At 56.9% G+C, this 18,256-nt stretch carries 22 protein-coding genes; 18 read left to right on the top strand and 4 right to left on the bottom strand.

What is annotated here, in order from left to right:
• Positions 1 to 190: 190 nt before the first annotated feature.
• The 15 genes from rpsH (at position 191) to bfr (ending at position 9,399) form a co-directional block, all read left to right on the top strand.
• The gene (gene rpsH, locus QMX93_RS05315; RefSeq protein WP_007918458.1) at positions 191 to 583 is read left to right on the top strand and encodes a 30S ribosomal protein S8; all 393 of its coding nucleotides are present in this window, start codon (positions 191 to 193) and stop codon (positions 581 to 583) included.
• Between the two features lie 12 nt (positions 584 to 595).
• Complete coding sequence (gene rplF / locus QMX93_RS05310; RefSeq protein ID WP_003176412.1) at positions 596 to 1,129, top strand: 50S ribosomal protein L6; 534 nt, start codon at positions 596 to 598, stop codon at positions 1,127 to 1,129.
• A 10-nt stretch (positions 1,130 to 1,139) separates the two neighbouring features.
• Entirely contained in the window at positions 1,140 to 1,490 is a 351-nt protein-coding gene (rplR, locus tag QMX93_RS05305; RefSeq protein ID WP_003186037.1) for a 50S ribosomal protein L18, read from the top strand.
• A 3-nt stretch (positions 1,491 to 1,493) separates the two neighbouring features.
• On the top strand, positions 1,494 to 1,994 hold the full coding sequence (gene rpsE, locus QMX93_RS05300; protein WP_007943782.1) for a 30S ribosomal protein S5: 501 nt from the start codon (positions 1,494 to 1,496) through the stop codon (positions 1,992 to 1,994).
• Between the two features lie 2 nt (positions 1,995 to 1,996).
• Positions 1,997 to 2,173: a 50S ribosomal protein L30 gene (gene rpmD, locus QMX93_RS05295; protein ID WP_003176408.1), complete on the top strand. Its 177-nt coding sequence runs from the start codon at positions 1,997 to 1,999 to the stop codon at positions 2,171 to 2,173.
• Between the two features lie 3 nt (positions 2,174 to 2,176).
• On the top strand, positions 2,177 to 2,614 hold the full coding sequence (gene rplO / locus QMX93_RS05290; RefSeq protein WP_042561340.1) for a 50S ribosomal protein L15: 438 nt from the start codon (positions 2,177 to 2,179) through the stop codon (positions 2,612 to 2,614).
• Positions 2,615 to 3,943 carry a preprotein translocase subunit SecY gene (gene secY / locus QMX93_RS05285; RefSeq protein WP_003228718.1) on the top strand — a complete coding sequence of 443 codons (1,329 nt, stop codon included), beginning with the start codon at positions 2,615 to 2,617 and terminating at the stop codon, positions 3,941 to 3,943.
• A gap of 28 nt (positions 3,944 to 3,971) precedes the next feature.
• Positions 3,972 to 4,088, top strand: coding sequence for a 50S ribosomal protein L36 (gene rpmJ, locus QMX93_RS05280; protein WP_002555468.1), 117 nt, complete (start codon positions 3,972 to 3,974; stop codon positions 4,086 to 4,088).
• 129 nt (positions 4,089 to 4,217) lie between these two features.
• Entirely contained in the window at positions 4,218 to 4,574 is a 357-nt protein-coding gene (rpsM, locus tag QMX93_RS05275; protein ID WP_003186020.1) for a 30S ribosomal protein S13, read from the top strand.
• Positions 4,575 to 4,604: 30 nt separating this feature from the next.
• Positions 4,605 to 4,994, top strand: a complete 390-nt coding sequence (gene rpsK / locus QMX93_RS05270; RefSeq protein WP_002555466.1) for a 30S ribosomal protein S11 — start codon at positions 4,605 to 4,607, stop codon at positions 4,992 to 4,994.
• An 18-nt stretch (positions 4,995 to 5,012) separates the two neighbouring features.
• Positions 5,013 to 5,633 carry a 30S ribosomal protein S4 gene (rpsD, locus tag QMX93_RS05265; RefSeq protein ID WP_003176404.1) on the top strand — a complete coding sequence of 207 codons (621 nt, stop codon included), beginning with the start codon at positions 5,013 to 5,015 and terminating at the stop codon, positions 5,631 to 5,633.
• Between the two features lie 22 nt (positions 5,634 to 5,655).
• Entirely contained in the window at positions 5,656 to 6,657 is a 1,002-nt protein-coding gene (rpoA, locus tag QMX93_RS05260) for a DNA-directed RNA polymerase subunit alpha (protein ID WP_003186012.1), read from the top strand.
• A 42-nt stretch (positions 6,658 to 6,699) separates the two neighbouring features.
• Positions 6,700 to 7,086 (top strand): 50S ribosomal protein L17, encoded by a 387-nt coding sequence (rplQ, locus tag QMX93_RS05255; RefSeq protein ID WP_007918448.1) that lies wholly within the window; start codon positions 6,700 to 6,702, stop codon positions 7,084 to 7,086.
• A gap of 241 nt (positions 7,087 to 7,327) precedes the next feature.
• Positions 7,328 to 8,782, top strand: coding sequence for a catalase (locus QMX93_RS05250; protein ID WP_282353335.1), 1,455 nt, complete (start codon positions 7,328 to 7,330; stop codon positions 8,780 to 8,782).
• A 149-nt stretch (positions 8,783 to 8,931) separates the two neighbouring features.
• Positions 8,932 to 9,399: a bacterioferritin gene (bfr, locus tag QMX93_RS05245; RefSeq protein ID WP_053124309.1), complete on the top strand. Its 468-nt coding sequence runs from the start codon at positions 8,932 to 8,934 to the stop codon at positions 9,397 to 9,399.
• A 65-nt stretch (positions 9,400 to 9,464) separates the two neighbouring features.
• Here the strand turns inward: bfr and uvrA are convergent, their stop codons facing one another.
• Positions 9,465 to 12,299 (bottom strand): excinuclease ABC subunit UvrA, encoded by a 2,835-nt coding sequence (uvrA, locus tag QMX93_RS05240; protein WP_008081903.1) that lies wholly within the window; start codon positions 12,297 to 12,299, stop codon positions 9,465 to 9,467.
• Positions 12,300 to 12,490: 191 nt separating this feature from the next.
• Between uvrA and QMX93_RS05235 the strand changes: the two genes are divergently transcribed.
• The 3 genes from QMX93_RS05235 (at position 12,491) to QMX93_RS05225 (ending at position 15,894) form a co-directional block, all read left to right on the top strand.
• Positions 12,491 to 13,888, top strand: a complete 1,398-nt coding sequence (locus QMX93_RS05235) for an MFS transporter (protein ID WP_053124304.1) — start codon at positions 12,491 to 12,493, stop codon at positions 13,886 to 13,888.
• Between the two features lie 9 nt (positions 13,889 to 13,897).
• Positions 13,898 to 14,422, top strand: a complete 525-nt coding sequence (locus QMX93_RS05230) for a single-stranded DNA-binding protein (protein WP_282353328.1) — start codon at positions 13,898 to 13,900, stop codon at positions 14,420 to 14,422.
• A 146-nt stretch (positions 14,423 to 14,568) separates the two neighbouring features.
• Positions 14,569 to 15,894 (top strand): acyltransferase, encoded by a 1,326-nt coding sequence (locus tag QMX93_RS05225; RefSeq protein ID WP_282353326.1) that lies wholly within the window; start codon positions 14,569 to 14,571, stop codon positions 15,892 to 15,894.
• Positions 15,895 to 15,964: 70 nt separating this feature from the next.
• On the opposite strand, the gene QMX93_RS05220 is transcribed toward QMX93_RS05225, so the two are convergent.
• The 3 genes from QMX93_RS05220 to QMX93_RS05210 are packed head-to-tail and all read right to left on the bottom strand — an operon-like array spanning position 15,965 to position 18,251.
• Complete coding sequence (locus tag QMX93_RS05220; RefSeq protein ID WP_282353324.1) at positions 15,965 to 17,122, bottom strand: glutathionylspermidine synthase family protein; 1,158 nt, start codon at positions 17,120 to 17,122, stop codon at positions 15,965 to 15,967.
• A 2-nt stretch (positions 17,123 to 17,124) separates the two neighbouring features.
• On the bottom strand, positions 17,125 to 17,808 hold the full coding sequence (locus QMX93_RS05215; protein WP_053124299.1) for a DUF1190 domain-containing protein: 684 nt from the start codon (positions 17,806 to 17,808) through the stop codon (positions 17,125 to 17,127).
• 17 nt (positions 17,809 to 17,825) lie between these two features.
• Complete coding sequence (locus QMX93_RS05210) at positions 17,826 to 18,251, bottom strand: DUF350 domain-containing protein (protein WP_053124298.1); 426 nt, start codon at positions 18,249 to 18,251, stop codon at positions 17,826 to 17,828.
• Positions 18,252 to 18,256 lie beyond the last annotated feature (5 nt).

Here is an 18,256-nt window from a genome sequence, read left to right as displayed (position 1 = left end):
GTTCAGGTTCGCAAGAACCTGACCATCGGTGGCCTTGAATCTGAATCAAGCCCCTTTTGGGGCTTGATTCATTTCTGGGGTGTGTCTAGAATGACCGGCTCGCCTGAGCCCGTGTTTTTCATGCCCGGAAGTTCTCGGCGACAAGTAGTAGCCGCAAGGCTAATTTTTCTGTATTAGGAGCGTCTAGCCCATGAGTATGCAGGACCCGTTAGCGGACATGCTAACTCGAATCCGTAATGCCCAGATGGCTGAAAAGTCTGTCGTAAGCATGCCGTCTTCCACGTTGAAGGTGGCTGTAGCAAAAGTCCTGAAGGACGAAGGTTACATCGCGGATTTTCAGATCACCACCGACGCCAAGCCGTCGTTGTCCATCGAGCTGAAGTACTTCGAAGGCCGTCCGGTTATCGAAGAAGTGAAGCGCGTTAGTCGTCCAGGCCTGCGTCAGTACAAGTCCGTTGAAGATCTGCCGAAAGTTCGTGGCGGTCTTGGCGTGTCTATCGTCTCCACCAACAAAGGTGTGATGACGGATCGTGCTGCGCGCGCTGCCGGTGTCGGCGGCGAAGTTCTTTGCACTGTGTTCTAAGGGGGGATAAGCATGTCTCGCGTCGCTAAGAACCCCGTTAAGCTGCCAGCCGGTGTCGAAGTAAAATTCGCAGGCCAACAGCTTTCGGTGAAGGGTGCCAAGGGCACTCTCGAACTGAACATCCATTCGTCCGTTGAGATTGTTGAAGAAGCTGGTGAGCTGCGTTTCGCTGCTCGCAATGGCGATCAACAAACTCGCGCAATGGCCGGTACCACGCGTGCGTTGGTAAACAATATGGTCCAAGGCGTAAGCCAAGGCTTCGAGCGTAAGCTCCAGCTGGTCGGTGTTGGTTACAAAGCGCAAGCAAAAGGCACGGTTCTGAACCTTGCCCTTGGCTTCTCGCACCCAGTGGATTACGAACTGCCGGAAGGCATCACCGCTGAGACTCCTAGCCAGACCGATATCCTGATCAAGGGCATCGATAAGCAGCTGGTAGGTCAAGTGGCCGCTGAGATCCGCGACTTCCGTCCACCAGAGCCGTACAAAGGCAAAGGTGTGCGCTACGCGGACGAAGTCGTCCGTCGTAAAGAAGCCAAGAAGAAGTAGGGCATAGCAAATGACCGACAAAAAAGTTACTCGACTGCGTCGCGCTCGCAAAGCACGCCTGAAAATGCACGAACTAGAAGTCGTGCGTCTCTGCGTGTTCCGCTCGTCGCAGCACATCTACGCCCAGGTCATCTCGGCCGACGGCAACAAAGTTCTGGCATCTGCCTCGACTTTGGATAAAGAACTGCGTGATGGCGCCACTGGCAACATCGACGCGGCCACAAAGGTTGGCCAGCTGGTCGCTACGCGTGCTAAGGCCGCTGGCGTCTCGCAAGTGGCTTTCGACCGCTCTGGCTTCAAGTACCACGGCCGCGTTAAAGCGCTGGCTGATGCTGCTCGTGAAGCTGGGCTGGAGTTCTAAGTTATGTCAAATAACGACCAAAAGCGCGACGAAGGCTACATTGAGAAGCTGGTTCAAGTTAACCGCGTAGCCAAAACCGTTAAAGGCGGCCGTATCTTCACTTTCACCGCGTTGACCGTGGTTGGTGATGGTAAAGGGCGTGTTGGCTTCGGCCGTGGCAAGTCACGTGAAGTGCCTGCTGCGATCCAGAAGGCAATGGAAGCTGCTCGCCGCAACATGATCCAAGTTGACCTGAACGGCACCACTCTGCAGTACGCAATGAAGTCCGGTCACGGCGCTTCGAAGGTGTACATGCAGCCTGCTTCTGAAGGTACCGGTATCATCGCTGGCGGCGCTATGCGTGCTGTCCTCGAAGTTGCTGGCGTTCAGAACGTTCTGGCCAAGTGCTACGGCTCGACTAACCCGGTAAACGTGGTTCACGCCACTTTCAAAGGTTTGAAAGCTATGCAATCTCCTGAATCCATTGCCGCCAAGCGTGGCAAAAGCGTCAAGGAGATCTTCTGATCATGGCTACCGTTAAAGTAACGCTGATCAAAAGCATGACCGGCCGCATCCCTAACCACAAACTGTGCGTTAAGGGTCTGGGTCTGCGTCGCATCGGTCACACTGTAGAAGTCCAGGATACTCCCGAGAATCGCGGGATGATCAACAAGGCTTACTACATGCTGCGTGTCGAGGGTTAATCGATGAAACTCAATGATCTGAGTCCAGCGCCGGGTTCCCGTCGCGAAAAGCATCGTCCGGGCCGTGGTATCGGTAGCGGTTTGGGTAAGACTGGTGGCCGTGGCCACAAAGGTCAAACCTCCCGCTCCGGTGGCACTATTGCTCCAGGCTTTGAAGGCGGTCAACAGCCGCTGCATCGTCGTCTGCCGAAGTTCGGTTTCGTTTCCCTGAAGGCCATGGATCGCGCAGAAGTGCGTTTGTCCGAGCTGGCTAAAGTGGAAGGCGACATCGTTACCGTGCAGTCCCTGAAAGATGCCAACGTGATCAACGTCAACGTACAGCGTGTGAAAATCATGCTGTCCGGTGAAGTGACTCGCGCTGTCACTATCGGCAAGGGAATCGGCGCCACCAAAGGTGCGCGTTCGGCTATCGAAGCAGCTGGCGGCAAGTTCGAGGAATAAATGGCTAAGCAAGGTGCTCTCTCTGCGCTCGGCAAAGGCGGTATGTCTGAACTCTGGGCTCGTCTGCGTTTTCTGTTCCTGGCGATTATCGTCTACCGAATAGGCGCACACATCCCGGTTCCAGGTATTAACCCGGACCGACTCGCAGACCTGTTTCGACAGAATGAGGGGACCATTCTTAGCTTGTTCAACATGTTCTCCGGCGGCGCGCTGGAACGGATGAGCATCTTTGCACTGGGGATCATGCCGTACATTTCGGCATCGATCATCATGCAACTGATGACCGCCGTCAGCCCGCAGCTGGAGCAGTTGAAGAAGGAAGGTGAAGCTGGCCGTCGCAAGATCAGCCAGTACACCCGCTACGGCACCGTCGTCCTCGCTCTTGTTCAGGCTATTGGCATGTCCATAGGTCTGGCGGGGCAGGGCGTTGCGTTCACTGGTGACTTTGGCTTCCATTTCGTCGCGGTATCCACGTTTGTGGCTGGTGCGATGTTCATGATGTGGCTGGGTGAGCAGATTACTGAGCGCGGTGTAGGTAACGGTATCTCGATGTTGATTTTTTCGGGTATCGTCGCCGGTCTTCCGAGAGCAATCGGGCAGTCTTTCGAGTCTGCACGTCAGGGTGATATCAACATCTTCGCCTTGGTTGCCATCGGTTTGCTGGCAGTAGCGATTATCGGTTTCGTGGTGTTCATTGAGCGTGGTCAGCGTCGTATTGCTGTTCACTACGCCAAGCGTCAGCAGGGCCGCAAGGTTTTTGCTGCGCAGACAAGCCACTTGCCGCTGAAAGTGAACATGGCTGGTGTTATTCCAGCTATTTTCGCGAGCAGCATTTTGCTGTTCCCGGCTTCGTTGGGTGCCTGGTTTGGTCAGTCTGAAGGTATGGGCTGGTTGCAGGACATCTCGCAGTCGATCGCTCCTGGTCAGCCGTTGAATATTCTGCTGTTTAGTGCAGGGATTATTTTCTTCTGCTTCTTCTATACGGCGTTGATGTTCAATCCGAAAGACGTAGCGGAAAACCTGAAGAAGTCCGGTGCCTTTATTCCGGGCATCCGTCCAGGTGAGCAGTCTGCGCGCTACATTGATGGCGTTCTGACTCGCTTGACCATGTTCGGTGCTCTTTACATGACGGCCGTGTGCCTGCTTCCCCAGTTCCTGGTGGTCGCAGCAAACGTACCGTTCTACCTTGGCGGGACCTCGTTGCTGATCGTGGTCGTGGTTGTGATGGACTTCATGTCCCAAGTACAATCGCACCTCGTTTCGCACCAGTACGAATCCCTGATGAAGAAAGCCAACCTGAAGGGCTACGGCAGCGGCATGTTGCGCTGAGTACCCCATAAGGTTCGAGGAGTTGGTGATGAAAGTTCGTGCATCGGTGAAAAAGCTGTGCCGTAACTGCAAGATTATTCGCCGCGAAGGTGTTGTTCGAGTAATTTGCAGCGCGGAACCGCGTCACAAACAGCGCCAAGGCTGAGTGTGATCCGCTTGAAGCCCGGCAGCTAGTGCGCTGCCGGGTTGATTATTTGTTATTACAGCGATATTATCTCGCGCCCTATTTCTTGGCTTCCGGGGCGTAGGTAGCTGTCAATTGGAGTCCCACTGAATGGCCCGTATTGCAGGCGTTAACATTCCAGATAACAAGCACACTGTTATCTCGCTGACCTACATCTATGGTGTTGGTCGCACTACTGCGCAGAAAATTTGCGCAGTGACTGGGGTAAACCCAGCCGCAAAGATCAAAGATCTGAGCGATGAGCAGATTGAGCAATTGCGTGGCGAAGTGGCGAAGTTCACCACTGAAGGTGACCTGCGTCGCGAAATCAACATGAAAATCAAGCGTTTGATGGACCTCGGTTGCTACCGTGGTCTGCGTCATCGTCGTGGTCTTCCAGTACGCGGTCAGCGTACCAAGACTAACGCGCGTACCCGTAAAGGTCCGCGTAAGCCGATCCGCAAGTAATCGCCCACGCGAATCGACAGGAAATTAATCATGGCAAAACCTGCTGCTCGTCCTCGTAAAAAAGTTAAAAAGACAGTGGTTGATGGCATCGCCCACATCCATGCTTCTTTTAACAACACAATCGTGACCATCACCGACCGTCAAGGTAACGCGCTTTCTTGGGCTACCTCCGGTGGTTCGGGTTTCCGCGGTTCCCGCAAGTCCACCCCGTTTGCTGCTCAAGTAGCTGCTGAACGTGCTGGTCAAGCTGCGCTGGAATATGGCCTGAAAAACCTCGACGTTAACGTCAAAGGTCCAGGTCCAGGTCGTGAGTCTGCTGTCCGTGCATTGAACGGCTGTGGCTATAAGATCGCCAGCATCACCGACGTGACGCCAATCCCGCACAACGGGTGCCGTCCGCCGAAGAAGCGCCGCGTGTAATCCAGGAGATTGTAAAGAATGGCTCGTTACATTGGTCCAAAATGCAAACTCGCTCGTCGCGAAGGCACCGATCTCTTCCTGAAGAGCGGCGTGCGCGCGATCGAATCGAAGTGCAACATTGAAGCAGCACCTGGTATCCACGGCCAACGCCGCGGTCGCCAGTCCGATTACGGCACCCAACTGCGTGAAAAGCAGAAGGTCCGTCGTATCTACGGCGTTCTCGAGCGTCAATTCAGCGGCTACTACAAAGAAGCTGCTGGCAAGAAAGGTGCAACCGGTGAAAACCTGCTGCAACTGCTCGAATGCCGTCTGGACAACGTTGTATACCGTATGGGCTTTGGTTCGACTCGTGCCGAATCCCGTCAGCTGGTATCGCACAAGTCGATCAGCGTTAACGGTCAGACCGTAAACGTTCCGTCGTATCAGGTTCGTGCTGGTGACGTGGTTGCAGTTCGCGAAAAAGCAAAAAACCAACTTCGCATTGTCCAAGCTCTCGATCTGTGTGCCCAACGTGGCCGCGTAGAATGGGTAGAAGTAGACACTGAGAAGAAGTCGGGCGTTTTCAAGAACGTTCCTGCTCGCAGTGATCTGTCCGCCGACATCAACGAAAGCCTGATTGTCGAGCTCTACTCCAAGTAAGGGCTAGAAAATAGGTGCATCCATGCAGATTTCGGTAAATGAGTTCCTGACACCCCGCCATATTGATGTGCAGGTTGTCAGTCCAACCCGCGCCAAGATCACTCTCGAGCCTCTCGAGCGTGGTTTTGGCCACACCCTGGGCAACGCGCTGCGACGCATCCTGTTGTCCTCAATGCCCGGCTGCGCAGTAGTCGAGGCCGAGATTGACGGTGTACTCCACGAGTACAGCGCCATCGAAGGTGTACAGGAAGACGTAATTGAAATCCTGTTGAACCTTAAAGGTCTGGCTATCAAGCTGCACGGTCGTGACGAAGTTACGCTGACCTTGTCGAAGAAGGGTTCGGGGGTGGTTACCGCTGCCGATATTCAGCTGGATCATGATGTCGAGATCGTTAATCCCGATCACGTAATCGCTAACCTGGCGTCTAACGGCGCCCTGAACATGAAGCTCACCGTAGCTCGTGGTCGTGGTTATGAACCAGCAGACTCGCGTCAGAGCGATGAAGACGAAAGCCGCAGCATCGGTCGCTTGCAGCTTGACTCTTCGTTCAGCCCGGTTCGCCGTATCGCATACGTGGTGGAAAACGCCCGTGTCGAGCAGCGTACTAACCTGGACAAGCTGGTTATTGATCTGGAAACCAACGGTACTCTGGATCCTGAAGAGGCTATTCGCCGCGCTGCAACCATCCTGCAACAGCAGTTGGCTGCGTTCGTCGACCTCAAAGGTGACAGTGAGCCAGTGGTTGTCGAGCAGGAAGACGAGATCGATCCGATCCTGCTTCGCCCGGTTGACGATCTGGAACTGACTGTACGTTCGGCTAACTGCCTTAAGGCGGAAAACATCTACTACATCGGTGACCTGATTCAGCGTACCGAAGTAGAGCTGTTGAAGACTCCGAACCTGGGCAAGAAATCCTTGACTGAAATCAAGGACGTTCTGGCCTCCCGCGGTCTGTCCCTCGGCATGCGCCTCGACAACTGGCCGCCTGCAAGTCTTAAGAAGGACGACAAGGCGACTGCCTGATCGTCGTAATCACCGAACGTAGTGTTTGGTAAGGAATGAACCATGCGTCATCGTAAAAGTGGTCGTCACCTGAGCCGCACCAGCTCGCACCGCAAGGCCATGTTCCAAAACATGGCGGTGTCGCTGTTCGAGCACGAGCTGATCAAAACTACACTGCCGAAAGCCAAAGAACTGCGTCGCGTTGCTGAGCCGCTGATCACTCTGGCCAAGACAGACAGCCTGGCTAACCGCCGTCTGGCATTCGACCGTACTCGTTCGAAAGCCATCGTTGGTAAGCTCTTCAACGACCTGGGCAAGCGTTACGCTACCCGTGAGGGTGGCTACCTGCGCATCCTCAAGTGCGGTTTCCGCACTGGCGACAACGCGCCTATGGCGTACGTCGAGTTGGTTGATCGTGCTACTGCTGGCGAAGCTGTATCCGCCGAGTAAGACGTCAGTCTGAAACAAAGAACCGGGCCTAGTGCCCGGTTTTTTGTGTCTGCAAGAAAAATGCGCTGTTCGTACAAGCTTCTGACATAGGTCAGCTGTCACCATGGGCCGGGAATCATAATTAGTAATTATCTATCGATGTGCACGAGTTAATGAATTTGTGGCTGTTACATCGATGATCAATACTTCCCACCAAGCCGATTAGCCGGCAGTTCCAAGACTGACAGAGGAAGAAGACCGTATGAGCCAGATCAAAACGCTTACGACCGCCAGTGGCGCACCTGTCGCTGATAACCAGAATTCTCGCTCCGCCGGCCCACGTGGCCCGCTGCTTCTCGACGATTTCCACCTGCTCGAGAAACTTGCTCACTTCAATCGTGAAAACATTCCTGAACGTCGTGTCCACGCTAAAGGCTCGGGCGCTTACGGCACGTTCACTGTCACTCGTGATATCACCGAGTACACCAGCGCCAAACTGTTTGAATCTGTAGGCAAACAAACCCCGACGTTCCTGCGTTTCTCTACCGTGGGTGGCGAACGCGGTTCGGCCGACACCGAGCGAGACCCGCGTGGCTTCGCGCTGAAGTTCTATACCGAGGAAGGCAACTGGGACATTGTTGGCAACAACACCCCGGTGTTCTTCATTCGTGATCCTCTGAAATTCCCGGACTTCATTCACACGCAAAAGCGTCTGCCACAAAGCAACCTGAAAAGCGCGCAGATGATGTGGGACTTCTGGTCGCATTCGCCCGAAGCGCTGCACCAGGTGACCATTCTGTTCTCCGATCGCGGCATTCCTGACGGTTACCGTCACATGCACGGCTTCGGCAGTCACACGTACAGCCTCATCAGCGCGCAAGGCGAGCGTCACTGGGTGAAGTGGCACTACAAGACAAAACAAGGCATCAAGAATCTGGCACCTGCGGATGCTGCCCGTATTGCCGGCACCGACCCGGATTACGCCCAGCGCGATCTGTTCGAAGCGATCGAGCGTGGTGATTTCCCGAAATGGCGCGTGTGCATTCAGATCATGACCGAGGCGCAAGCGGCGGCGCATTACGAGAACCCGTTCGACGTGACCAAAACCTGGTCGCAGAAAGAATTCCCGCTGATCGAAGTGGGCGAGCTGGAACTGAATCGCAACCCGCAGAACTACTTCGCTGAAGTTGAACAAGCCGCGTTCGGCCCAAGCAATATGGTGCCAGGTGTCGGTCTGTCGCCGGATCGCATGCTGCAAGGTCGCGTCTTCGCTTACGCCGATGCGCATCGCTACCGCGTAGGCACCAATCACCAGCAACTGCCGGTGAACGCGCCACGCAGCCCGGTGAATACTTACCAGCGCGACGGTTCGATGGCGTTCGGCAGCAATGGCGGCGCAGCACCGAATTACGAGCCGAACAGCTACATCGAATCGCCAAAACAAGCTCCGCATTACGCTGAGCCTGCGCTGGCCCTGAGCGGCTCGGCTGATCGTTACGATCACCGCGAAGACACCGATTACTACAGCCACGCCGGTGCGCTGTTCCGGTTGATGAGCGACGATCAAAGAGCACTGCTGGTCAGCAACATCGCCGGTGCAATGAGTGGTGTTTCGAGCGATGTCGTTGATCGCCAGTTGCAGCATTTCTACAAAGCCGATCCGGCGTATGGAGAAGCAATCGCAAAGCTGCTCAACGTACAGCTTAACGAAGTCTAAACGAGAAGCAGAACCGCCCTCATTTGGGCGGTTTTTGCGTTATTTAGGCTGCTTTTCTCAGAATATCTTCGCTTTTATTGCGCTAAGCGGGTGACCTTCCGGTCATGTTGGTTCAAACTACAGACTTTCAAGTAGGGAGATGTAGGGCGATGCAAGGCCACCCAGACGTAATCGATTACCTCAACACGTTGCTGACCGGCGAACTGGCCGCGCGTGATCAATATTTCGTTCATTCGCGGATGTATGAGGACTGGGGGTTCACCAAGCTCTACGAGCGAATCAACCACGAAATGGAAGAAGAAGCGGGTCACGCTGATGCGTTGATGCGCCGCATTCTGATGCTCGAAGGCACACCGCGCATGCGTCCGGATGATCTGGATGTCGGCAGTACTGTGCCGGAGATGCTCGAAGCGGATCTGCGCCTTGAGTACAAAGTTCGTGCAGCGCTGTGCAAAGGCATCGAGCTGTGTGAACAGCACAAAGACTACGTCAGCCGCGAAATCCTGCGTGTGCAGTTGAACGACACCGAAGAAGATCACACCTACTGGCTGGAAAAGCAGTTGGGCCTGATCAAACTGATCGGTCTCGAGAACTACCTGCAATCGCACACCTCCTGATCGCAGTAGGTACAAAAAAGCCCCTGTCACTGTTGAAGTGACAGGGGCTTTTTCATGCCCGGCGTTTAAGCCCGATCGCGGATCAGCAACGGTTTGAGGTAATGCCCAGTGTGAGATTGTTTCATCTCGGCCACTTGCTCCGGCGTACCCACGGCGATGATCTGCCCACCCTTGGAACCACCCTCCGGCCCGAGATCGACCAGCCAGTCGGCCGTCTTGATCACGTCGAGGTTGTGCTCGATCACCACCACGGTGTTGCCGTGATCGCGCAGGCGATGCAGCACGTCGAGCAATTGCTGGATATCCGCGAAGTGCAGGCCTGTGGTCGGCTCGTCGAGGATGTACAGAGTTTTGCCGGTGTCGCGCTTCGACAGCTCGCGGGACAGCTTGACGCGCTGCGCTTCACCGCCGGACAACGTGGTCGCCGACTGCCCGAGCTTGATGTACGACAGGCCTACATCCATCAACGTTTGCAGCTTACGCGCCAGCGCTGGCACCGCATCGAAGAACACCCGCGCTTCCTCGATCGTCATTTCGAGAGTTTCGTGGATATTCTTGCCCTTGTATTTGATCTCAAGGGTTTCGCGGTTGTAGCGCTTGCTCTTGCACACGTCGCACGGCACATAGATGTCCGGCAAGAAGTGCATTTCGACCTTGATCAGACCGTCGCCCTGGCAGGCCTCGCAGCGACCGCCCTTGACGTTGAACGAGAAACGCCCCGGCCCATAACCACGGGAGCGCGACTCGGGCACGCCGGCAAACAGTTCGCGAATAGGCGTGAACAGCCCGGTGTACGTCGCCGGGTTGGAGCGCGGCGTACGACCGATCGGGCTTTGGTCGATGTCGACAACTTTATCGAGATGTTCCAGGCCCTTGATGCTGTCATGCGCGGCGGCTTCCAGCGTCGTCGCGCCGTTAAGTGCGGTGGCGCTCAGCGGAAACAGCGTGTTGTTGATCAGCGTCGATTTGCCCGAGCCGGACACGCCAGTCACGCAGGTCAGCAGGCCGATCGGGATTTCCAGATCGACATTGCGCAGGTTGTTACCGCGCGCGCCCTTGAGAGACAGGGTCAGCTTCTTGTTGCGTGGCGTACGTTTGGCCGGCACTTCGATCTTCACCCGGCCGGACAGGTATTTACCGGTCAGGGAATCCGGGTGCGCCATGACTTCGGCCGGCGTACCTTCGGCAACAATCTGCCCGCCGTGCACACCGGCGCCCGGGCCAATATCCACGACATAGTCGGCCAGACGAATCGCATCTTCGTCGTGCTCAACCACGATCACCGTGTTGCCGATGTCACGCAGATGTTTGAGTGTGCCGAGCAGGCGATCGTTGTCGCGTTGGTGCAAACCAATCGACGGTTCATCGAGGATGTACAAAACACCGACGAGGCCGGCACCGATCTGGCTGGCCAGACGGATACGCTGTGCTTCGCCGCCGGACAGGGTGTCGGCGCTGCGATCCAGCGACAGATAGTCGAGACCGACGTTAACCAGGAACTGCAGACGCTCGCGGATTTCCTTGAGAATCTTGTCAGCGATCTCGCCGCGACGCCCGGTCATCTTCAGTTCGCCGAAGTACACGCAGGCATCGCCGATCGGCAGGTTGGTCACCGCTGGCAGCGTCTTCTCGCCCACCCACACATGGCGTGCTTCGCGACGCAGACGTGTGCCACGGCAATCCGGGCAGGACTGGGTGCTGAGGAACTTGGCCAGCTCTTCGCGCACGCTCGCCGATTCGGTTTCGCGGTAGCGACGCTCCAGATTCGGCACGATGCCTTCAAATGGATGCGAACGTTTGACGATGTCGCCACGGTCGTTCAGATACTTGAAATCGACGTTCTGCGAGCCGCTGCCGTGGAGGATTTGTTTCTGCTGCTCGGCGGTCAGTTCGTTGAACGGTTTTTCCAGGCTGAACTTATAGTGCGAAGCCAGTGAGCCGAGCATCTGGAAGTAATAGACGTTACGCCTGTCCCAGCCGCGTATCGCGCCTTCGGCCAGGGTCAGCTCGCCGTTGACCAGTCGCTTGATGTCGAAGAACTGCTTCACCCCCAGACCATCGCACGTCGGGCAGGCGCCGGCCGGGTTGTTGAAGGAGAACAGCTTCGGTTCCAGCTCGCTGATCGCGTGGCCGCAGATCGGGCAGGCGAAGCGTGCGGAGAAGATCATCTCTTCACCCGGCTCGTCGTCCATCGGCGCAACCAGTGCGATGCCGTCTGCCAGTTTCAGCGCGGTTTCGAAGGACTCGGCCAGACGCTGTTGCAGATCGGCGCGCACTTTGAAGCGGTCGACGATCACATCAATCGAATGCTTCTTCTGTTTATCCAGTTTCGGCAGCTCGTCGAGCTCGCAAATGCGCCCGTTGACGCGCGCGCGGACGAAACCTTGCGCACGCAGCTCTTCGAAAACTGAAAGGTGTTCACCTTTGCGCTCGCGAATCACCGGCGCCAGCAGCATCAGTTTGCTGCCTTCGGGCTGCGCCAGCACCAGGTCGACCATCTGGCTGACGGTCTGCGCTTCCAGCGGAATATCGTGATCCGGGCAGCGCGGCGTACCCACGCGTGCATAGAGCAGGCGCAGGTAGTCGTAGATTTCGGTAATGGTGCCGACCGTGGATCGCGGGTTATGCGAGGTCGATTTCTGCTCGATGGAAATTGCCGGCGACAGGCCTTCAATGGTGTCGACGTCGGGTTTTTCCATCATCGACAGGAACTGGCGGGCATAGGCCGACAGCGATTCGACATAGCGGCGCTGACCTTCGGCGTACAGTGTGTCGAAAGCCAGGGACGACTTGCCGGATCCGGACAGGCCGGTGATGACGATCAGTTTGTCCCGTGGCAGGGTCAGGTCGATGTTCTTCAGGTTGTGGGTACGGGCCCCACGTATCAGGATCTTGTCCAAAGTGGCCTCGCTCGGCGGGCGTCGAAAGCGTAAGAGTATACGGGCAAATACTGGATGGATGCACACTATCAAGCGTAGCGTTGTTTGCCCTGAATGAAGAGTGTTTCATCTGTACGCGTCAAAGCGTCGCGATCTACCCCGTCTTTCGATGGGACTGGTAGAATCGCCGCCGGTTCACACGAGGTTTATCCATGCACGATCCCCACAGCGAACGCATGAGTGGCAGCGAGACCCGCGCAGCGAGCGGTCTGGCCCTGGTGTTCGCCTTCCGTATGCTTGGCATGTTCATGGTGTTGCCGGTACTGGCAACCTACGGCATGGATTTGGCGGGAGCGACCCCGGCCCTGATCGGGTTGGCCATCGGCGCTTACGGCCTGACCCAGGCGATTTTTCAGATCCCGTTCGGGGTCATTTCCGACCGCATTGGCCGTCGCCCGGTTATTTACCTCGGGCTGATCGTCTTCGCCCTCGGCAGCGTGCTCGCCTCTCAAGCCGATTCGATCTGGGGCGTGATCGCCGGGCGAATCCTGCAAGGCGCCGGGGCGATTTCCGCAGCGGTCATGGCGTTGCTTTCCGACCTGACTCGCGAGCAGCACCGTACCAAAGCGATGGCCATGATCGGCATGACGATTGGTCTGTCGTTCGCCGTGGCCATGGTCGTCGGGCCATTGCTGACCCGTGCGTTTGGCTTGTCCGGACTGTTTCTCGCCACCGGTGGCATGGCGCTGGTGGGCATCGTCATCGTCATGTTCATGGTGCCGAAATCGACCGGGCCGCTGACTCACCGCGAATCCGGTGTGGCGCGTCAGGCGTTGATGCCGACGCTCAAACATCCTGATCTGCTGCGCCTCGATCTGGGCATCTTTGTGTTACATGCCATGTTGATGTCGAGCTTCGTCGCGCTGCCTCTGGCACTGGTGGAAAAAGCCGGTTTGCCCAAGGAACAGCACTGGTGGGTCTACCTCACCGCGTTGCTGGTTTCGTTCTTCGCCATGATCCCGTTCATCATCTATGGCGAGAAGAAACGCAAAATGAAACGAGTTTTGCTCGGCGCCGTGACGACGCTGATGCTGACTGAGCTATTCTTCTGGCAGTTCGGTGACAGCTTGCGGGCTCTGGTGATCGGCACGGTGGTGTTTTTCACCGCGTTCAATCTGCTGGAGGCTTCATTGCCGTCGCTGATCAGCAAGGTTTCACCGGCGGGCGGGAAGGGCACGGCCATGGGCGTGTATTCCACCAGTCAGTTCCTTGGTTCGGCACTCGGCGGGATACTCGGCGGCTGGTTGTTTCAGCATGGCGGTCTGTCGGTTGTGTTCCTTGGATGTGCCGGGCTGGCTGCACTTTGGCTGGCCTTTGCTGTTACCATGCGCGAACCTCCCTACGTGACGAGCCTGCGCTTGCCGTTGTCGCCCGAGGCGATCCGCGAAGCGGGTCTGGTCGAGCGCCTCAAGGCCCTCGTAGGGGTAACCGATGCAGTGATAGTTGCTGATGAAGCGGCTGTTTACATCAAACTGGACAAAGAATTAGTGGATCGCGACACCCTCGAACGCCTGGTGAACAACCCGGCCGGGGCTGCTTGCGACGCCTAGGAGAACGTTATGGCCCGTGGGGTTAACAAAGTCATATTGGTCGGCACTTGCGGCCAGGATCCCGAAGTTCGCTACCTGCCTAACGGTAATGCCGTGACCAACCTGAGTCTGGCAACCAGCGAACAGTGGACCGACAAGCAAACCGGTCAGAAGGTCGAAAAGACCGAGTGGCACCGTGTTTCGATGTTCGGCAAAGTGGCCGAAATCGCCGGCGAATACCTGCGCAAGGGTTCGCAGGTTTACATCGAAGGCAAGCTGCAGACCCGTGAGTGGGAAAAAGACGGTATCAAGCGTTACACCACCGAAATCGTGGTCGACATGCAAGGCACCATGCAACTGCTCGGCGGCCGTCCACAACAGGGCGACCAACAAAGCGGTGGCAACAACTATCAGCAGTCCGCTCCGGCACCACGCCAGCAGGCGCCGCGTCCGCAGCAGTCGGCTCCGCAACAGCGTTCGGCCCCGGCTCCTCAGCAGGCCGCACCGCAACCGGCTCCGGATTTCGACAGCTTTGATGACGATATCCCGTTCTGATTTGCCCGCTGAATCACCTTTGATTTAGCCACGAAGCCCCCGCATTGCGGGGGTTTTGTCGTTCTGGACGGGCCAAAGATGTCGCCTCGTTCAACTCATGACCGATGAGTCGTTTGGTCTGCTCGCGGAAAGTTTCGCACTGAGTCTTGAAGGCTGCCGCCAGTCGCACCATGATCCTTACCTGCGACTGGATATTCAGGCGCCTTTTTGCAAAAGCAGGATCCCGGGGAGCTGGGCTGCGTCCATCACAAAAACAAGAGAAAACGATGAGCAGTAGCAAGAACAAGGAAATCGAGTATCTGCGCGGCGTGGCCATCCTGATGACGGTGTTGGCCCATAGTTCGTTGTTGTTGCCATTCCATAGCGACTTCATGCAGAAAGTATTCAATGTGTTTTCCCCGTGGTCAGGGGTGGATCTTTTTTTCTGTATTTCCGGTTACGTGGTCAGCAAAGCGTACCTCGATTATTTTGATAAAAATCGTGAGCAGGGCCGATTCGGCCTCGCGGCCACCTCGTTCTGGATCCGGCGGGCCTACCGCCTGCTGCCCACGGCATGGCTGTGGGTGTTGATTCCGCTGGCGTTCTCGATCTTTTTCAACCAGTCGAATGCATTCCAGTCGTGGTTCGATAATTTGCGCAGCTTCACGGCCGTCGCCACCTTCACCGGCAATCTGGCGAACCAGTACGGTGTGCTGCTGGGGCCGAACTCGGTGTACTGGAGCCTGGCGCTGGAGGAGCAGTTTTACTTTATCTTCCCGCTGTTTCTGCTGCTGATCACATCCACCCGTTGGCGAGTAATCGCCCTGCTCGCACTGATTGCCGTGCAGTTCCCGTTCAATCGCTATGCCTTCGGCGGGCCAACGGCGGCCATGCTCTTCTCGTTCCGTCTGGATGCGATGATGTGGGGCATTCTTCTGTGCCTGTTCACGCGCACCTCACTGTACAAAGACATTGAGCCAGTGGCGCTGGGCGCCAGCCTGATCAAACGGTTCGGGTTGACGCTGTTCCTGCTGTACATGCTCGGGGCCATTGCCGGGCAACTGATCGCCATGCCCATCGCGGTGGGGCTGATCGCATTGAATGCATTGGTTCTGGTCTGGCTCTCCAGTTATCAAAAAGGCTATGTCTACTGCCCGGCGTTCTTGAGTGGAATTGCCCAATGGCTAGGCTCGCGTTCTTACGCTTTGTACGTCATACACATGTTCGCCTACCACTTGAGTACCGAAATCTGGAGTCGAGTGGCCAGCGACAGAGGTGTCGAACTGGGGCCTGAGTTCACCGTGGAAATGTTGCTCACCTCGTTTGCGATCATGTTGGTCTGCAGCGAGTTGAACTACCGTTTTGTCGAAACTCCGCTGCGTCGACGCGGCGCGGAAATCGCACGGCGCAGAATGGCTGGTGTGAGCACGTCGGAAACCGCCAGGGACAAACTCCCGGCAGATCGTCCGGTACGCTCGACAGAGCTGTCTTGACCGAGGGCGAAAAAAAACCGTAGAGCTCACGCGCTACGGTTTTTTTATGGCTGAAAAAGTGGCCTATGGCTCAGTCGAGAATCAGGTGCGGCAGAAAGCGGCTCGAGTCTTTGGTGATCAGGCTGTTGTCTTCGCGCACGCCAATGCCTGCGGCTTGATCGCCAATCACCCACGAACCAATCAGCGTGTAGCTGTCGCCAAACTTCGGCAGTGGCGCAAATTCCTGCAGGATAAACGGCGCATCGGTGTAGGGCCCGTCTTCTTTGACGATCAGACCTTCAGCCGTCTGCAACTCAATGTTCGCGCCTTCACGGGAAAAGTACGGCTTGCGCACCCAACCCTTGGGCACCGCACTGGCCGGGTTTGGATCAAGGTGCGCCGCGAGCAAGTTCGGATGACCCTTGTGCAGTTCCCACAATAAAGGGAGCGCGCCTTTGTTCGACAGAATCGCCTTCCACGCCGGTTCAAAAAACTGCGTATCGCACTCGGCAATCGCCGCGCCGAAAGGTTCGTGGAAGATGAACTCCCAGGCGTGCAGCTTGAACAGGTGCGGGATCCAGCGATCCTGCAGATCGACAAAGCGGCCCTCAGAAGTCAGGCCAATGTCTTCAATGTCGATGTGCCGCGATTCGATGCCGACTTTTTCTGCGATCAGCCGCAAGTAATCGGTGGTGCCCTTGTCTTCGACCGAGTCTCTCATCGAAGAGAAATAGAACGGCCGCGTCAGCTTCAGTTCAGCAAAGGCCTGATGCAGCTTGGTGTCGATGCTGTTGAACTGGTCGGCATTCGCCGGCAGCGTGCCGCGCTCAATGCATTGCTCCAGCCAGCCCCACTGAAACGCCGCTGCCTCGTACAGGCTGGTCGGCGTGTCGTAGTTGAGCTCCAGCAGTTTCGCCGGGCCGTTGCCGCTGTAGGAAAAGTCCATGCGGCCGTACAGATGCGGATGACCTTCGCGCCAGGAGGTGCGGATCATGTCGTAGTACGGCGCCGGGATGCTCAGACGATCCAGCAACTCTTCGCTGTTGACCACGCGGTCGACCAGATCAATGCACATCTCGTGCAGCTCGGTGGTCGGATCCTCAAGATCGTTTTCGATCTGCGCGAGCGTGAACTGGTAGTACGCGCTTTCGTCCCAGTAGGGCTCGTCGTCGATGGTGTGGAACATAAAGCCGAGGCTTTCGGCGGTCTGTTTCCAGTCCGGGCGCTCGGCGCAGAGGATTTTCTTCATCGTCAGCTGCTCGAGCGACCGGAACTGCTGCCCCAGCCACCCCAACCGCTGCGAGCACTCGACTGGCTACCGAAGCCGCCGCGCGAGGTCGACGAGGCGACGTTGACCGGTTTGCTTTTGCTGCTTTCGTAATCCGTTTGGCTGCGCGTCGTGGTTTCGGCTCTGCGGTATTGCGTCGAAGTGTTGTAGGGCTGGCGCGTGTCGCGATCGCGGTACACCGTGCGATTGACGTTGTTGCTCATCGCGTTGCCGATCAGCCAACCGGTCAGCCAGCCACTGCCGCCGCCACTGGAGGTGTGCGAAGTGTTTTGCACATTCTGCGCGGCATCACCTGCCGGCATTTGCGCGCCGGCGATGGCGTCGAGGTTCTGCGCCGGTTCACCGTTCTGCGGCACTTTGAAGCCGCCGAGTTTCGGCACGAAGCGGCCGTCGGAATTTTTCTGACACCAGTCGGCGGCGAAGTCGGCGTCGCACTTGGCCTTGTCGTCGTACGCCGGGGCGATGCGCCGGTGTTCGGTCAGGGCAGCGACGTAAGCGTTGGAGCAGACATCGGCGGCCACTTCGGCATCGACGCACTGTTCCACGCTCTGGAAGTTACGCGGCTGCTCGACCGCCGCCGCTTCACCGGAGATGGCCATGGCCACCGACGCGGCGAGGGACAACTGCACATATTTACTGCGTTTCATCGAAGGCTTCCTGCCAGTCAGTTGGACGGGGTCATGCACGCGGCGTTAAGCATGCCAACGCTGATGGCGACCGCTGCCACGTAAATGCCCGAAGCGATTTCACCGTTGGCGATGCGCTGCGAGGTGCCCTTGAGCACCAGGCCGGTGGCGAGAAATGCCAGCAGTTGCACAACCGCGGCAATCACCGCCCACAGGACGAAGTCGAGGACGTTGACCGAGAAGGCGATCACGTTGCTGGCCGGGATCGCGAAACCGATGATCGCACCGGACAGGGCAATGGCTGCAGCGACGTTGCCGGAGCGAATCAACTCGAACTCTTTGTGCGGGGTGATGCGGGTGTAGACGAATTGGAACAGCATGAACAGCAGCACGGCGCCGATCAGGTAGACGACGAAACCGACCAGCGCGGTTTTGTTCAGGGAAACGGCCAGCACTTCCAGCATGAAAA

The sequence above is a fragment of the Pseudomonas sp. PS01303 genome, assembly GCF_029959385.1.
Taxonomy (GTDB): Bacteria; Pseudomonadota; Gammaproteobacteria; order Pseudomonadales; family Pseudomonadaceae; genus Aquipseudomonas; species Aquipseudomonas rustica.
The sequence above is the reverse complement of the archived record's forward strand: the minus strand, read 5'-3'. Positions and strand labels throughout refer to the sequence as shown.

Coding starts and splice junctions, on each gene's coding strand:
- rpsE (WP_007943782.1), top strand. CDS start 1,494: ATGTCAAATAACGACCAAAAGCGCGACGAAGGCTACATTGAGAAGCTG.
- QMX93_RS05235 (WP_053124304.1), top strand. CDS start 12,491: ATGCACGATCCCCACAGCGAACGCATGAGTGGCAGCGAGACCCGCGCA.
- QMX93_RS05250 (WP_282353335.1), top strand. CDS start 7,328: ATGAGCCAGATCAAAACGCTTACGACCGCCAGTGGCGCACCTGTCGCT.
- QMX93_RS05230 (WP_282353328.1), top strand. CDS start 13,898: ATGGCCCGTGGGGTTAACAAAGTCATATTGGTCGGCACTTGCGGCCAG.
- secY (WP_003228718.1), top strand. CDS start 2,615: ATGGCTAAGCAAGGTGCTCTCTCTGCGCTCGGCAAAGGCGGTATGTCT.
- rpsD (WP_003176404.1), top strand. CDS start 5,013: ATGGCTCGTTACATTGGTCCAAAATGCAAACTCGCTCGTCGCGAAGGC.
- rpmJ (WP_002555468.1), top strand. CDS start 3,972: ATGAAAGTTCGTGCATCGGTGAAAAAGCTGTGCCGTAACTGCAAGATT.
- rplQ (WP_007918448.1), top strand. CDS start 6,700: ATGCGTCATCGTAAAAGTGGTCGTCACCTGAGCCGCACCAGCTCGCAC.
- rpmD (WP_003176408.1), top strand. CDS start 1,997: ATGGCTACCGTTAAAGTAACGCTGATCAAAAGCATGACCGGCCGCATC.
- rplO (WP_042561340.1), top strand. CDS start 2,177: ATGAAACTCAATGATCTGAGTCCAGCGCCGGGTTCCCGTCGCGAAAAG.
- rpsH (WP_007918458.1), top strand. CDS start 191: ATGAGTATGCAGGACCCGTTAGCGGACATGCTAACTCGAATCCGTAAT.
- QMX93_RS05220 (WP_282353324.1), bottom strand. CDS start 17,122: ATGAAGAAAATCCTCTGCGCCGAGCGCCCGGACTGGAAACAGACCGCC.
- rpsM (WP_003186020.1), top strand. CDS start 4,218: ATGGCCCGTATTGCAGGCGTTAACATTCCAGATAACAAGCACACTGTT.
- rpoA (WP_003186012.1), top strand. CDS start 5,656: ATGCAGATTTCGGTAAATGAGTTCCTGACACCCCGCCATATTGATGTG.
- rplF (WP_003176412.1), top strand. CDS start 596: ATGTCTCGCGTCGCTAAGAACCCCGTTAAGCTGCCAGCCGGTGTCGAA.
- QMX93_RS05210 (WP_053124298.1), bottom strand. CDS start 18,251: ATGCTGGAAGTGCTGGCCGTTTCCCTGAACAAAACCGCGCTGGTCGGT.
- bfr (WP_053124309.1), top strand. CDS start 8,932: ATGCAAGGCCACCCAGACGTAATCGATTACCTCAACACGTTGCTGACC.
- rplR (WP_003186037.1), top strand. CDS start 1,140: ATGACCGACAAAAAAGTTACTCGACTGCGTCGCGCTCGCAAAGCACGC.
- rpsK (WP_002555466.1), top strand. CDS start 4,605: ATGGCAAAACCTGCTGCTCGTCCTCGTAAAAAAGTTAAAAAGACAGTG.
- QMX93_RS05215 (WP_053124299.1), bottom strand. CDS start 17,808: ATGAAACGCAGTAAATATGTGCAGTTGTCCCTCGCCGCGTCGGTGGCC.